12 protein-coding genes are annotated in these 13,562 nt (G+C 65.3%); 7 read left to right on the forward strand and 5 right to left on the reverse strand.

Annotated features, from left to right (window positions below):
* Positions 1–68: 68 nt before the first annotated feature.
* Entirely contained in the window at positions 69–3,104 is a 3,036-nt protein-coding gene (locus tag AC0GNR_RS09670) for a class I SAM-dependent DNA methyltransferase (protein WP_472900747.1), read from the forward strand.
* Positions 3,101–4,381: an anion transporter gene (locus AC0GNR_RS09675; protein WP_472900748.1), complete on the forward strand. Its 1,281-nt coding sequence runs from the start codon at positions 3,101–3,103 to the stop codon at positions 4,379–4,381. The genes AC0GNR_RS09670 and AC0GNR_RS09675 overlap by 4 nt, the downstream gene beginning before the upstream one ends.
* A gap of 43 nt (positions 4,382–4,424) precedes the next feature.
* Here the strand turns inward: AC0GNR_RS09675 and AC0GNR_RS09680 are convergent, their stop codons facing one another.
* On the reverse strand, positions 4,425–5,339 hold the full coding sequence (locus AC0GNR_RS09680; RefSeq protein WP_472900749.1) for a DUF6279 family lipoprotein: 915 nt from the start codon (positions 5,337–5,339) through the stop codon (positions 4,425–4,427).
* Positions 5,340–5,373: 34 nt separating this feature from the next.
* On the opposite strand from AC0GNR_RS09680, the gene glmU reads away from it, so the two are divergent.
* Positions 5,374–6,771 carry a bifunctional UDP-N-acetylglucosamine diphosphorylase/glucosamine-1-phosphate N-acetyltransferase GlmU gene (glmU, locus tag AC0GNR_RS09685; RefSeq protein WP_472900750.1) on the forward strand — a complete coding sequence of 466 codons (1,398 nt, stop codon included), beginning with the start codon at positions 5,374–5,376 and terminating at the stop codon, positions 6,769–6,771.
* Between the two features lie 30 nt (positions 6,772–6,801).
* On the opposite strand, the gene AC0GNR_RS09690 is transcribed toward glmU, so the two are convergent.
* Complete coding sequence (locus AC0GNR_RS09690) at positions 6,802–7,527, reverse strand: DUF2726 domain-containing protein (RefSeq protein WP_472900751.1); 726 nt, start codon at positions 7,525–7,527, stop codon at positions 6,802–6,804.
* A gap of 161 nt (positions 7,528–7,688) precedes the next feature.
* Positions 7,689–8,186, reverse strand: a complete 498-nt coding sequence (locus AC0GNR_RS09695; RefSeq protein WP_472900761.1) for an Lrp/AsnC family transcriptional regulator — start codon at positions 8,184–8,186, stop codon at positions 7,689–7,691.
* A 135-nt stretch (positions 8,187–8,321) separates the two neighbouring features.
* On the opposite strand from AC0GNR_RS09695, the gene glmS reads away from it, so the two are divergent.
* Complete coding sequence (gene glmS, locus AC0GNR_RS09700; protein WP_472900752.1) at positions 8,322–10,184, forward strand: glutamine--fructose-6-phosphate transaminase (isomerizing); 1,863 nt, start codon at positions 8,322–8,324, stop codon at positions 10,182–10,184.
* Positions 10,185–10,260: 76 nt separating this feature from the next.
* Here glmS and AC0GNR_RS09705 read toward each other — a convergent pair whose 3' ends face one another.
* On the reverse strand, positions 10,261–11,124 hold the full coding sequence (locus AC0GNR_RS09705) for a LysR family transcriptional regulator (protein ID WP_472900753.1): 864 nt from the start codon (positions 11,122–11,124) through the stop codon (positions 10,261–10,263).
* Between the two features lie 88 nt (positions 11,125–11,212).
* On the opposite strand from AC0GNR_RS09705, the gene AC0GNR_RS09710 reads away from it, so the two are divergent.
* From AC0GNR_RS09710 to AC0GNR_RS09720, 3 genes are all read left to right on the forward strand, one after another.
* A complete protein-coding gene (locus AC0GNR_RS09710) occupies positions 11,213–11,935 on the forward strand; it encodes an AzlC family ABC transporter permease (protein ID WP_472900754.1) in 723 nt (240 codons plus the stop codon).
* Positions 11,925–12,233: an AzlD family protein gene (locus tag AC0GNR_RS09715; protein WP_472900755.1), complete on the forward strand. Its 309-nt coding sequence runs from the start codon at positions 11,925–11,927 to the stop codon at positions 12,231–12,233. Before AC0GNR_RS09710 ends, AC0GNR_RS09715 begins: the two co-directional genes overlap by 11 nt.
* A gap of 314 nt (positions 12,234–12,547) precedes the next feature.
* Positions 12,548–12,988: a hypothetical protein gene (locus tag AC0GNR_RS09720; protein WP_472900756.1), complete on the forward strand. Its 441-nt coding sequence runs from the start codon at positions 12,548–12,550 to the stop codon at positions 12,986–12,988.
* 385 nt (positions 12,989–13,373) lie between these two features.
* Here AC0GNR_RS09720 and AC0GNR_RS09725 read toward each other — a convergent pair.
* Positions 13,374–13,562: transposase (locus AC0GNR_RS09725; RefSeq protein ID WP_472900757.1), on the reverse strand; the 189-nt coding region annotated here is incomplete at its 5' end.

Below are 13,562 nucleotides of genomic sequence, written 5' to 3' on the forward strand. Positions count from 1 at the left end.
CGGGCGGCTTTTTGCTGGGCGCTTGCCGCCTGTTGCTACCATGCCCGGCAACACAAAAAACCAAGCACATGACACCACAAGCATTCATTGCCAAATGGGGGCCAGGGGGGCCGGCCTACGCACTCAACGAAAAGCAGGGCGCACAAAGCCATTTTTTAGACCTGTGCGAACTGCTCGGCGTGCCCAAGCCCGGCACCGAGCCCGGGTACTTGTTTGAAGAAGGCACCCGCGTACTCGGCGCCGCGCACGGCTTTGCCGACGCCTTCAAGCGCGGCGCCTTTGCCTGGGAAAACAAAGCCCCCGGCCGCAACCTCGACGAAGCGCTGCGCCAGCTCCAGGGCTACAGCCTGGCCCTTGAAAACCCGCCCCTGCTCGTGGTGTGTGACCGCCTCACCATCCGCATCCACACCCAGTTCAACGGCCACCCCAGCGAACGCCACACCATTGCACTGGCCGAACTCGAACAGCACGAAACCCGCGAAAAGCTCAAGCGCGTGTGGACCGCGCCCGACAGCTTCAAGCCCCGCACCACCAACCGCGACATCACCGAAGCCGCGGCCAAAAGCTTTGCCACCCTGGCCGAGCGCCTGCGCGAGCGAGGCAACACGCCCGACGCGGTGGCCCACTTTCTCACCCAGTGCCTGTTTTGCTGCTTTGCCGAAGACGTGGGCCTGCTGCCCGGCCAGCTGTTTGACCGCCTCATCAACGCCAAAACCATGAGCCCCGAGCGCCTGGGGGACAACCTGGGCAAACTCTTTGAAGCCATGAAAAGCGGCGGCCTGTTTGGCGTGGACGACGTGCCCTGGTTCAACGGCGGCCTGTTTCAAACCATCGCCGTGCCCCGGCTCGACATACTCGACGTGACCGAGCTGCGCAACGCCGCTGACAAAAACTGGAGCGCCATTGACGTGTCCATTTTTGGCACCCTGTTTGAACGCGGCCTCGACCCCGGCAAACGCAGCCAGCTCGGCGCCCACTACACCGACCCCGCCACCATCGAACGCATCATCGACCCCGTGGTGCGCCGCCCCCTGCTGCGCGAATGGGCCAGCGCGCGCGACCGCATGGCCGCGCTGCTCAAGAAAAGCAAAAAACGCGACGACAAAGCCTGGCGCGACGCCGTGGCCCAGCACGTCGGGTTTTTGCAGCGCCTGGCCGCCTACCGCGTGCTCGACCCCGCCTGCGGCAGCGGCAACTTTTTGTACCTCGCGCTCAAATGCCTGAAAGATGTGGAGCACCTCGCCAACACCGAAGCCGAAGCCCTGGGGCTGGACCGGCAGGTGGAGCTGGCCACCGGCCCGGCCAACGTGCTGGGCATCGAGCTCAACGAATACGCCGCCGAGCTGGCGCGGGTGACCGTGTGGATTGGTGAACTGCAGTGGCGGCTGGACCACGGCTACCCCTTCAAGACCAACCCCGTGCTGGAGCCGCTGGACCATATTGAGTGCCGCGATGCGCTGCTGAGCTGGCCCCATCGCCCGGACGAGGCACTGTCTTCACTCCCTCCCCCGGACGAGGCACTGTCTTCACTCCCTCGCCCCTCAGGGGAGAGGGCTGGGGTGAGGGGCGGCGCCAGCGAAGCCACCGCCACCGAAGCCCCCTGGCCGCGCGCCGATGTGGTGGTGGGCAACCCGCCGTTTCTGGGCGACAAGAAAATGCGCGCCGAGCTGGGGGATGCCGCCACCACCACGCTGCGCAAGGTGTACGCAGGCCGCGTGCCCGGCGGCGCCGATCTGGTGTGTTACTGGTTCGAAAAAGCGCGCCAGCAGATCGCCAACGGCCAGCTCAGCGCTGCCGGTCTCGTGTCCACCAACTCGATTCGCGGTGGCGCCAACCGCAAGGTGCTGGACGCGATAGAAGAAACCCAATACATCTTTGAAGCCTGGAGCGATGAGGGCTGGGTGAACGAGGGCGCGGCGGTGCGCGTGTCGCTGATCGCGTTTGGAGCCGAACAAGCCGAGCGGCGGTTGGACGGCGTGGCCGTGGCTCGAATCCACAGCGACCTCACTGCGGGCTCCGCCGCGACGGCCGATGTGACCCATGCCGAGCGCTTGCCAACGAACGCAGGCGTGAGCTTTCAAGGTCCGGTACTGATTGGACAGTTTGATGTGGAGCCCGAACTGGGGCGCGATTGGCTGCGACAGCCCAACCCGAATGGCCGACCAAACAGTGACGTACTTCGTCCGCTGACCAATGGCAAGGACATCAATAGCCGAAGTCGCGGTTTGTGGGTTGTGGACTTCTCCGTGCGCCCGCAGGACGAGGCCTGCCTCTTCGAGAAACCTTTTGCGTATGTGCAAACGCACGTTCAGCCAATTCGCGCCACGAACCCGCGCGTTAATCGTCGGGAACGCTGGTGGATTCATGGGGAGACCGGCGCCGGTTGGCGCGCTGCAACCGCAAGCCTTCCGAGGTACTTGGCAACGTCGCAAGTGTCCAAACACCGCTTTTGGACTTGGCAGGCGGTACTTGTGTGGCCTCATCAAACGGTCATCTCGGTCGCTCGCGCCGACGACACCACTTTCGGCATCCTGCATTCACGCTTCCACGAACTCTGGGCGCTGCGCATGGGCACATCGCTCGAAGACCGTCCGCGCTACACCCCCACCACCTGCTTCGAAACCTTCCCCTTCCCCGAAGGCCTCACGCCGGCCGACACCGCGCACCAGCAGACCGAAGCCGTGCCCGGCTCGGCGCACGGCGCGCTGATTCCGGCGCAGATGGCAGATCCCGCTCGCAAGGCCGCAGCCACGCACATTGCCGAGGCCGCGGCGCGTCTGAACGCCCTGCGCGAGAACTGGCTCAACCCGCCCGAATGGACCGAGCGCGTGCCCGAGGTGGTGCCGCTGGGGATGGACAAGAGCCCCTACCCGGATCGCACCGTGCCCAAAGCGGGCTTGAGCGAGGCCGACGCCAAGGCGCTGCAAAAGCGCACGCTCACCAACCTCTACAACCAGCGCCCCGCCTGGCTGGCCATGGCCCACGAAGCGCTGGACGCCGCCGTGGCCGCCGCCTACGGCTGGGCCGACTACTCGCCACAGATGACCGACGACGCGCTGCTGGCCCGCCTGCTGGCGCTGAACCTGCAACGCAGCGCCGCATGAACCTGCCCGCCCTGCCCGCCCCGCTGGGCCACACCGGGCAAGACTGGGTCGTCGTGGCCATCTTCGCCACCGTGTACCTGGGCATGTTTCTGGGCGGCTTGCCGCGCCTGAAGCTGGACCGTTCGGGCGTGGCGTTGCTGGGCGCCATTGCGGTGATGGCGCTCACCGGGCTGCCGCTGCAAGACGCCGCGCAGGCGGTGGACTTGCCCACCATCGTGCTGCTGTTTGCGTTCATGGTGGTTTCCGCGCAAATGCGGCTGGGCGGCTTCTACACCGAGGTCACGCGCCGGGTGGGCGGCTTGGCGTTGTCGCGCCGGGGCTTGCTGGCGGCGCTGATTGCGGTGGCCGGCGGGTTGTCGGCCGTTTTTTCAAACGACATCATTTGCCTGGCCATGACACCGGTGGTGGCCCGGCTGTGTTTGCAGCGTGGGCTCAACCCGGTGCCGTTTCTCATCGGGCTGGCGTGTGCGGCCAACATCGGCTCGGCCGCCACGCTCATCGGTAACCCGCAAAACATGCTCATTGGCTCGGTGCTGCAGCTGCCCTTTGGCGGCTATGTGCGCCAGGCGCTGGGGCCGGTGGTGCTGGGGCTGGGCTTTTTGTGGCTGTGGCTGGCCTACGGCCCGGGCTCGCGCACCGGCGCGGGCGAGCTGGCGCGGCCGGTGGCGGTGTATGTGCCGCTGGAAGACGCACCCGCCTTTGACCGCTGGCAAACCGCCAAGGGCCTGAGCGTGGCCGGGGTGTTGCTGCTGGTTTTTCTGTTTACCGACTGGCCGCGCGACGTGGCCGCGCTGGTGGGCGCAGGCGTGTTGCTGCTGAGCCGGCGGCTGCATTCGTCGCAGGTGATGGGCTTTGTGGACTGGCCGTTGCTGCTGCTGTTCATGGGCCTGTTTGTGGTGAACCACGCCTTTGAACAAACCGGGCTGGCCACTGAGGCCGTGGTCTGGCTGGCGGCGCAGGGCGTGCACCTGAGTGACCCCGGCGCCTTGCTGGTGCTGGGTGCGGCGCTGTCCAACCTGGTGTCCAACGTGCCGGCCGTGATGCTGCTGCTGCCGCACCTGGGCGCCAACGCCAGCGAGGCGGGCGTGATGCTGGCGCTGGTGAGCACCTTTGCGGGCAACCTGCTGCTGGTGGGCTCCATTGCCAACCTGATCGTGGTGGACCTGGCCGCCAAGCAGGGCATTGCCATCGACTGGAAACAGCACGCGCTGACCGGCATCCCGGTCACGCTGGGCTCGCTGGCGGTGGTGTGGGGCTGGATGCGCTGGCTGGGCTGACGCACGAGCGGGCGCCGGTGGCGCCGGCCAGCGGCGCGCCGCTTCAGCGCTGCGCCACCAGCGCCAGCAAATCGTCTTCGTAGCCTTTGAGCACGCGCACGGCGTTGGCGCGCTGTTCGGGGGTGGTGGTGTTGTGCAGCGCGGCAAACTGGGCGCAGCCGTGTTGCACCTGGGTTTGGCTGTAAGCGCTGTAGCCGGGCGTGGGGGACTGCAGCACGCGAGCCAGGTAGCTGCGGGTGGCGTTGAGTGCTGCGGCATTCACCGCCCCGTTGCCATTGCCGTTGCCGTTGCCGTTTTTCAGGGCCTGCACGGTTTGCAGGGTCTGCAGCAGATCGCTCTGGCGGCGCAGGCGTTCTTGCTGGGTTTTCTGGGCGTCCCAGGGCGACTGCTGCAGGCTGCTCTGCAGCAGCTCGCGCTGCGCGGGGCTCAGGCGGCCATAGAGCATTTCGTTGCGGCTCACGGCTTTGTCGAGCCGTTGGCTCAGGCGCTGTTCGGGGCTGCCGCGCACAAAGTCTTTTTCAAACGACTCGTTGCTTTTGGCCTGGTGGCGTTGCAGGTGGGCCTGTTGCTCGGGGCTGAGCTGCTGCGCCAGCCGGGTGAGCGGCTCCAGGCCGCGTTCGCTGGCGCGCTGCACGGCGGCGCGCACGGCTTCAAACTGGGTGCAGGCCTGGGCCGGGGTGATGTCTTGCGTGGCCAGCGCCTGCCACTGTTGCAGCTGGCGGGCGTAGGTGGGCAGCTCATTGCTGCGGTGCCAGGCCAGGAAGGCGTCAATGTCCTGGCGCGCCTGGGGCGACTGCGCACTGGTGAAGTCCATGTAGCCGTCGAGCCACCAGTAGAGCAGGTTGGGTGCCTGGTTGTAGGCCAGGCGCGCGGTGCTGCAGGCGCCCAGCACGATCAGTGTGGTCGCCAGCGCCAGGGCCAGCAAAATACGGCGGGCGATAATCTTCGGATCAATCAACCAAGGGCTCCTTTGGGGCTCAGCAGAGGTGTTCATGTCGTTCACGGTGGATGTGGTGGTGATGGCGGCGGGCAAAGGCACGCGCATGAAAAGCTTGCGGCCCAAAGTGTTGCACCGTTTGGGCGGGCGCGCATTGGCGCAGCATGTGATCGACTGCGCGGCGCGGTTATCGGCCCGCTCGGTGGTGGTGATCACCGGCCACGGCGCCGAGCAGGTGGAAGCGGGCCTGAAGGCGCCAGCCGGCGGCACCGCGCTGAAATATGTGCGCCAGGAACCCCAGCTGGGCACCGGCCATGCGGTGCAGCAAGCCGCGCCCGCGCTGCCCGACGACGGCGTGACCCTGGTGCTGTCGGGCGACGTGCCGCTGACCCAACCCGACACCCTGCAAGCCCTGCTGGACCTGTGCGCCGGCGAGCGGCTGGCGCTGCTGACGCTGGACATGCCCAACCCGACCGGCTACGGCCGCATTGTGCGAGCGGCCGATGCCTCGGTGCAGGCCATCGTGGAGCACAAAGACGCGAGCGAAGCCCAGCGCGCCATCACCGAAATTTACAGCGGCATCATGGCGGTGCCCACCCGGCTGCTGAAGGGCTGGCTGGCCCGGCTGGACAACCGCAACGCGCAGAGCGAGTACTACCTGACCGACGTGGTGAAATTTGCCGTGGGCGACGGCCTGAGCGTGCAGGCGCACCGCATTGCCGACGCGGTGCAGGTGGCCGGCGTGAACAGCCCGCTGCAACTGGCCGAGCTGGAGCGGGCCTACCAGCGCCGCGTGGCCGACACCCTGATGGAGCAAGGCACCCGCCTGGCCGACCCGGCGCGGCTGGACGTGCGCGGCGAACTGGTGTGCGGGCAAGACGTGGACATTGACGTGAACTGCGTGTTTGAAGGCCGCGTGGTGTTGGGCGACGGCGTGCGCATTGGAGCCAACTGCGTGATCGCCAACGCGGTGGTGGAGGCGGGCGCGGTGATCCACCCCTTCACCCACATCGACGGCGAAAAGCTCGGCGTGAGCGTGGGCCCGGGGGCACTCATTGGCCCCTTTGCCCGCCTGCGCCCCGGCGCCAAGCTGGGGGCCGAGGTGCACATTGGCAACTTTGTGGAAGTGAAAAACAGCACCCTGGCCGCAGGCGCCAAAGCCAACCACTTGGCCTACCTGGGCGACGCCGACGTGGGCGAGCGGGTGAACTACGGTGCCGGCAGCATCACCGCCAACTACGACGGCGCCAACAAGCACCGCACCGTGATTGAGGCCGATGTGCACGTGGGCAGCAACTGCGTGCTGGTGGCGCCGGTCACCATTGGCGCGGGTGGCACGGTGGGCGGTGGCTCCACCATCACCAAGAGCACGCCGCCCGGGGCGCTCTCGGTGGCGCGGGGCAAGCAGATCAGCGTGGCCGACTGGCAGCGCCCTGCGAAAAAGAAAACCTGAGTTTTTCGTAGGTCCTGTTTCGAATGTGTCTCAGCCGCCGCGCACGTCCATGGAGCCGCCGTCAAAGCGGCTGTTGGACGAGCGGGGGTCGGTGTCGGTATGGCCCCGGCGGCGGCCCGAGGGCTCCAGGTCCATCAGGCCGCTGATGCCCATGACTTCGGAGTCGCGGTAACCGGTGGCGGGGTAAAGCTGGTCGTATTCTGAAAACTGGGTTTCCAGCTGCTGCAGTGCGCTTTCGCGGGCCGATTGTTTGGCTTTGGGCTGGGGCAGGGCGGCCAGGTTGAGCTGCTTGCGAAACTCGGCCGGCGAGGGCATGCGGTGCAGGCCGTTTTTCAAGAACACAAAGCGCACGCCGGCGGTCTTCAAGATGCGGTTCTTCATCTTCACCTGGTGTGCCTTGGCCTTGGCGTTGCTCAGGTGGTATTGCTCCACGTCAAAAGCAAATGCCGGGCGGCCGTCTTCGCCGCACACCACAAAGTCCACCTGTTGTTGGCGCAGGCGGTCTTCGGCGCGCGCGCTGTCTTTGGCGCGGCGCACCGACAGCATGTTTTTCAGCCCCACGTTGGGCAGCACCACCTGGCCCGGGAAGGTGTCTTTCAGGTAGTCCAGCATCTGCACCTGTTCGGCGGTCAGTATGGGTTCGGGCGTGTAGCGGTCGTCGCGGCCGGACGAGCGCCGCGCGTTCCAGCGCCAGGCCCACACGCCCAAGGCCACCAGCGCCAGGGCAATGGTGAAAGCAATCCACAAAGGCAACATAAAACCCCCTAATACGACACTCAACCGTCTGCGTTTTTAATGAATTCGCATTCTAGGAGCGCTGTGGTGTGGGTGTGGGGGTTTCGCGCGTGTGAAAGCTCGGGGGCGTGTTATTTGCCCGGTTGCGGTGCGCCGTGCAAGGGCGGTGCGCCGCTTGTGCATCAGGCGCTGGGCGCGTGGCCCAGCGGCAGGCGCGGGTCAAACTTGGCCCGCTTGAGGCTGAAAAACGCCTTCACGTTGCGCACATTGGCGTCGCTGGTGAACAAGCGTTGTGCCAGCGCCAGGTAGGCTGGCATGTCGGTGGTGTGTACCACCAGCATGAAGTCGGGCCCGGGGCTCACGCGGTAGCACTGCTGCACCGCCGGGTCGGGCACCACGCGGGCTTCAAACGCTTCCTGGTGTTCGGCGCCCTGGCGTTCCAGCGTCACTTCCACCAGAGCGGTGAGACCGTGGCCCAGCAGCGGGGCGAGCCGGTCGGGGCTGAGCAAGGCCACTTCGCGCTCGATCAGGCCCAGGCTGCGCAGCCGCTTGATGCGCCGCAGGCTGGTGGGCGGCGACAGGTGGGCCAGCTCGGCCAGCGTCTGGTTGCTGCGGGCCGCGTCGGTTTGCAGCAGGTCCAGCAGCCGCAGGTCGGCTTCATCTATATTGATTTCTTCCATAAAAACATTTTCCATGAAATAAAAGAATCATCATTTGTTTGCATGAAGAAAATCATTGTTTTTAGCAATAATTTTGAAGATTAATTTCTTTCACTCCTGTTTAGCATCGGCTCCATTCAATTCAAGGAGCTTGGTATGTGCGGCATCGTGGCAGGGGTTTCAGGGCGCGACATCGTGCCCGTGCTGGTTCAGGGTTTGCAGCGGCTGGAATACCGCGGCTACGACTCGTGCGGCGTGGCCGTGCACAGCGGCGGCCTGCGCCGCGCCCGCAGCACCGCCCGCGTGGCCGAGCTGATGCAGCAGGTGCAAGCCGACCACATTGCCAGCGGCACCGGCATTGCCCACACCCGCTGGGCCACCCACGGCGCGCCGGTGGTGCACAACGCCCACCCGCATTTCAGCCACGGCCCGGCCAACACCTCCACCGACGGCTCGGCTGGCCGGGTGGCGCTGGTGCACAACGGCATCATTGAAAACCACGACGAACTGCGCGCTGCCCTGCAAGCCAAGGGCTACGTGTTTGAAAGCCAGACCGACACCGAAGTCATCGCCCACCTGATCGACTCGCTCTACGAAGGCGACGTGTTCACCGCCCTGCAAGCGGCCGTGGCCCAGCTGCACGGCGCCTATGCGCTGGCTGTGTTTCACAAAGACGAGCCGCACCGCGTGGTGGGCGCGCGGGCGGGCTCGCCCTTGGTGCTCGGCGTGGGCGAAGGCGCCACTGAGCACTTTCTGGCCAGCGACGCCATGGCCCTGGCCGGCGTCACCAGCCAGATTGTTTACCTGGAAGAAGGCGACCTGGTGGACCTGCAGCTGGGCCGCTATTGGGTGACCGACGGCCAGGGCCGGGCCTTTGACGCCAGCCAGCGCCCCGTGAAAACCGTGCACGCGCACAGTGGCGCAGCCGAGCTGGGCCCCTACCGCCACTACATGCAAAAGGAAATTTTTGAGCAGCCGCGCGCCATTGGCGACACGCTCGAAGGCATCGAGGGCATCACGCCCGAGCTGTTTGGCGACGGCGCCTACAGCGTGTTCAAGGCCATCGACAACGTGCTCATCTTGGCCTGCGGCACCAGCTACTACAGCGGCTGTGCGGCCAAATACTGGCTCGAAGACATTGCCAAAATCCCCACCCAGGTGGAAGTGGCCAGCGAATACCGCTACCGCACCAGCGTGCCCAACCCGCGCACCCTGGTGGTCACCATCACCCAGAGCGGCGAAACCGCGGATACCTTGGCCGCCCTGCGCCACGCCCAAGGCTTGGGCATGAAGCACACGCTCACCATTTGCAACGTGAGCACCAGCGCCATGGTGCGCGAGTGCACGCTGGCCTACATCACCCGCGCTGGGGTTGAAATTGGGGTGGCGTCCACCAAGGCTTTCACCACCCAGCTGGCCGGGTTGTTTTTGCTCACGCTCGCGCTGGCGCAGTCGCGCGGGCACCTGAGCGAAGAGCAAGAAGCCCACCACCTCAAGGCCATGCGCCACCTGCCCGTGGCACTGCAAGCCGTGCTGGCGCTAGAGCCCCAAGTGATCAGCTGGGCCGAAGACTTCGCCCGCATGGACAACGCGCTGTTTTTGGGCCGTGGCCTGCATTACCCCATTGCGCTGGAAGGCGCGCTGAAACTCAAAGAGATCAGCTACATCCACGCCGAAGCCTACCCGGCCGGCGAACTGAAACACGGCCCGCTGGCCCTGGTCACCAGCGCCATGCCCGTGGTCACCGTGGCGCCCAACGACACCCTGCTCGAAAAGCTGAAAAGTAACATGCAAGAGGTGCGCGCGCGTGGTGGTGTGCTGTATGTGCTGGCCGACGCCGACACCCGCATCCAGAGCGCCGAAGGCATCCACGTCATCCGCATGCCCGAACACTACGGCGCGCTGTCCCCCATCTTGCACGTGGTGCCGTTGCAGCTGCTGGCGTATCACACCGCGCTGGCCAAGGGCACGGATGTGGACAAGCCCCGTAACCTGGCAAAAAGTGTGACGGTGGAGTGAGCGGCGGGGCCACTTTTTCGTGTTGTTCAGTGGCAATAAAGTCTGAAAGCCGACTCACAAAGTGCGCTCCATTTCTTCATCCAGCCAAACGCAAGGTCTTCACCAACAGGGCATACAGTCCATCCACCGCTTTGTTACCGTGTGACTCGCGGCTGCGGTAGACGGCCACCTCCATTGGGATCAGCGGCCCCAGGCCCTGGGCCGCGCCCAGCACCATCAGGTGCGGCGGCGCGCTGCACTGCGTGAGCACGGCCACGGCCAGGCCGCTGTCAACCGCCGCGATTTGGCCGGCCAAGCTGGAGCTGTTGTAGACCACCTTGTAGCGCCGCCCCTGCTGCGCCAGCGACTGGATGGCGCCGCGCCGCGCGAGGCTGGCCTCTTCGTACACCGCGATCGGCAGCGGGTCGCGCCGCCACAACTCGAACTGCGGCGAACCCACCCACACCATGGGCTCGTGGAACAGAAGGGTCCCACGGCGCGCGTGATCGCGCGAGACCAGGGCCAAGTCCAGCTCGCCACGTGCCACACGCGGAATCAGCGCGGGCGACTGCTCGCAGTGCAGTTCGATCTCAACCCCGCTGTGCTTGGGCGCAAAGCGCTTGAGCACCGGTGTGAGGTACTTCGCCGCGTAGTCGTCTGGCACACCCAGACGCACCCGCCCAGTCAGCTCCTCACCGTGCAGCGCGGCCTGGGCCTCAGCCTGCAGATCCAACATGCGCCGCGCGTAGCCCAGTAGGGTCTGGCCGTCGGGCGTGAGCGCCAGCTTGCGCGGCCCGCGCTCCAGCAGGCGTCGGCCCACTGCGTCTTCCAGCTTTTTGAGCTGCATGCTCACGGCTGACTGTGAGCGGTGCACATCGCCAGCGGCGCTGGAGAGCGAGCCTGTGTCCACCACGGCCACAAAACACTTGAGCCAGTCGATTTGAAAGTCCTTCGGGGTCATGCCAATGCTCCATCCATCCGTTTATCGAATGGAAACGATGTGAATTTTGCGCTTTTCGGAGAGTCGCAAACACCGCACAGTTACGCACATGACCACGCACAACAACTTTCTCGGGCCAAGCGCCCTCACACGCCAGTTGGTGTGGACGGGTTTTCGGCAGATGGTGCCCATCGGCGCCTTCGTGGCAGTGTTCGGCGCCGCCTTTGGCCTAGCGGCCTTGCAACACGGGCTGAGCGCCGCCTCGGCGGTGGGTATGAGCACCCTGGTGTTTGCCGGCGCGGCGCAGTTCGCAGTGTTGGATCTGTGGGGGCCACAGGTGCCGATGCTGGCGTTGGTGCTGACGGTGTTCGCCATCAACGCGCGCCACCTTCTGATGGGCGCCACGCTCTACCCCTGGCTGCGCCAACTGCCAACCACACAGCGCTACGGCGTCATGGTGCTGGCGTCCGATGCCAACTGGGCGTTGAGCATGCAGGCGTTTGGCCGCGGCCAGCCCGGCTTGGGCCTGCTGCTGGGCGGTGGCCTGGCGCTTTGGGTGTTCTGGGTGCTGGGTACCTGGCTGGGCACGCAGGTGGGCGACCTGATCGTCGACGCGCGGCGCTGGGGCCTGGACATGGTGATGGGCTGTTTTCTTCTGGCCATGGCAGTGGGCGGCCAGAAGAACCCGCGCCTGCTCGCCATCTGGGCGGTGGCGGCCTGCGCGTCGCTGGCCGCGCACCGCTGGCTGCCCGAGAACAGCCATGTGGTGACCGGCGCGTTGGCCGGCGGTCTGCTGGGCCTGCTATGGAAGGAGCGTGGCGATGAGCGTTGAAACGCTGGGCGGGGGCACGTTGCTGATCGTGGCCGTGATGACGCTGGTGACCTTGGCCACGCGCTGGGGCGGCGTCTACGTCATGGCCTTTGTCCCTATCGGCCCGCGTGTGCGGCGCTTCATCGCCGCCATGTCGGGCTCGGTGCTGGTAGCCCTGCTCGCGCCACTCGCGGTGAATGGCGACGGCGGCGCCCGTCTGGCGCTGGTTACCACGGCGCTGGTGATGCTGGTGTTCGAGAAGCCATTGCCTGCGATCGCAGCGGGTATCGTGGCGGCGGCGGTGTTCAGGCAGTGGTGATTCGGACAATCAACTCAATTCCAGAAGAACAAGCGCGGGAAACCTCCGCGAGGCAGTTTTCGGTCTGGGGAGAACGCAGATCGAATTGAGTCAATGCCTGTTTCCACGCAGGTAACAGTCTTTCATGACCTACCAGGCGAGGTCAGCAATCGCTGCACATATGCGGGTCGCCAATGCGTCCCGGCTCCAGGCGACCACACCGACCAGGGCCCTTGACGAGGATTCGCCGGGCTTCCGGGCAAAATGCAATTGATCGGGGCGAGCTTGGCGTCGGGCCTGCCGGGAATCCCACCTTGAACAATGGAGCAGCATCAATGGCACTGACGAAGAAGGGCGAGTTCTGGTACGGGACGACGTCGGGCGACACCCAAGCCGAGCTGCGCAGTTACAGCGTTGCGAATCGCCATGAGGCCGTCCGGTTTGCCGCGTCCAAATGCGACTGCGGGTGCCGGAGCTTCGCCCTGCAGACCGATGAAGAAGCCGGCGTGGCAATCCGCACCTGTATCGACTGCGGTCAGGAACACCTGATGGGCGACAGTGCGGAATATGTTGAAGACGCCGTGCCCGAGGCGCACGAGTGCGTGTGTGAAAACGAGGTGTTTGAGCTGATGTCCGGCGTCTCCGTGTACGAGGGCACACATGACGTGCGTTGGTATTACATCGCTTGCCGCTGCGTGGAATGCAATCTGGTCGGGGTCTTCGCAGACTGGAAGTGTGACGCGGGTGATGCGGCGGCCTTCCTCGCCAAAGTATGAACGGCCGAACTCCGCAGAGATCAGGTTCGCAGGCTCTGGGTCACGCGAGGCTCAGAGTCAGGGCTCAAGTTTCAAGCCCTTTCTCGAGCAATACCTGACCTTCTCGCGCTGGAGCGCCAAGCCTCGGCACGTCGAAGGCGCCGAGATCGTGCTTATCGCGCGAGCGGCCAAGTGGTGTCATGGACTCGGCTGTATCAACTGGCGGTGCTATATGACCCAGGAACGGACCGCTCGGCGCTACGAATGTGGAGAAACGCGGGGGGGCAACGGCGAGGTTCAGCAGGGGAGCGTCGAGGTTTCAAATCAGAAACTTACGAGTAGTTGGGAAACCCTTGTTTGACGTATGAAGGGGCGGATTCAAAAGTGAAGTGCAACACCCTGGGTTTCAATGAACGAGGGTGGAATGTTGCGGGCTGTTGAGCAGGAGCTCTCGGTAGACCGCCAGCGGTGATCGTACGCCAAGGCCTTTCCTGGGCCGGTTGTTGATCTGATCGGCAATGGCATCGAGTTGCTCTTGGCTGTAGCCCGAGAGATCGGTGCCCTTGGGTAGGTACTGACGCACCAGTCCATTGGT

This window comes from Hydrogenophaga sp. LT287, from assembly GCF_055702805.1.

What these genes read in the sequence shown, in the direction of transcription:
- AC0GNR_RS09670 (WP_472900747.1), top strand. Translation starts at nt 69, where the DNA reads ATGACACCACAAGCATTCATTGCCAAATGGGGGCCAGGGGGGCCGGCC.
- AC0GNR_RS09675 (WP_472900748.1), top strand. Translation starts at nt 3,101, where the DNA reads ATGAACCTGCCCGCCCTGCCCGCCCCGCTGGGCCACACCGGGCAAGAC.
- glmU (WP_472900750.1), top strand. Translation starts at nt 5,374, where the DNA reads ATGTCGTTCACGGTGGATGTGGTGGTGATGGCGGCGGGCAAAGGCACG.
- AC0GNR_RS09690 (WP_472900751.1), bottom strand. Translation starts at nt 7,527, where the DNA reads ATGTTGCCTTTGTGGATTGCTTTCACCATTGCCCTGGCGCTGGTGGCC.
- AC0GNR_RS09695 (WP_472900761.1), bottom strand. Translation starts at nt 8,186, where the DNA reads ATGGAAGAAATCAATATAGATGAAGCCGACCTGCGGCTGCTGGACCTG.
- glmS (WP_472900752.1), top strand. Translation starts at nt 8,322, where the DNA reads ATGTGCGGCATCGTGGCAGGGGTTTCAGGGCGCGACATCGTGCCCGTG.
- AC0GNR_RS09705 (WP_472900753.1), bottom strand. Translation starts at nt 11,124, where the DNA reads ATGACCCCGAAGGACTTTCAAATCGACTGGCTCAAGTGTTTTGTGGCC.
- AC0GNR_RS09710 (WP_472900754.1), top strand. Translation starts at nt 11,213, where the DNA reads ATGACCACGCACAACAACTTTCTCGGGCCAAGCGCCCTCACACGCCAG.
- AC0GNR_RS09715 (WP_472900755.1), top strand. Translation starts at nt 11,925, where the DNA reads ATGAGCGTTGAAACGCTGGGCGGGGGCACGTTGCTGATCGTGGCCGTG.
- AC0GNR_RS09720 (WP_472900756.1), top strand. Translation starts at nt 12,548, where the DNA reads ATGGCACTGACGAAGAAGGGCGAGTTCTGGTACGGGACGACGTCGGGC.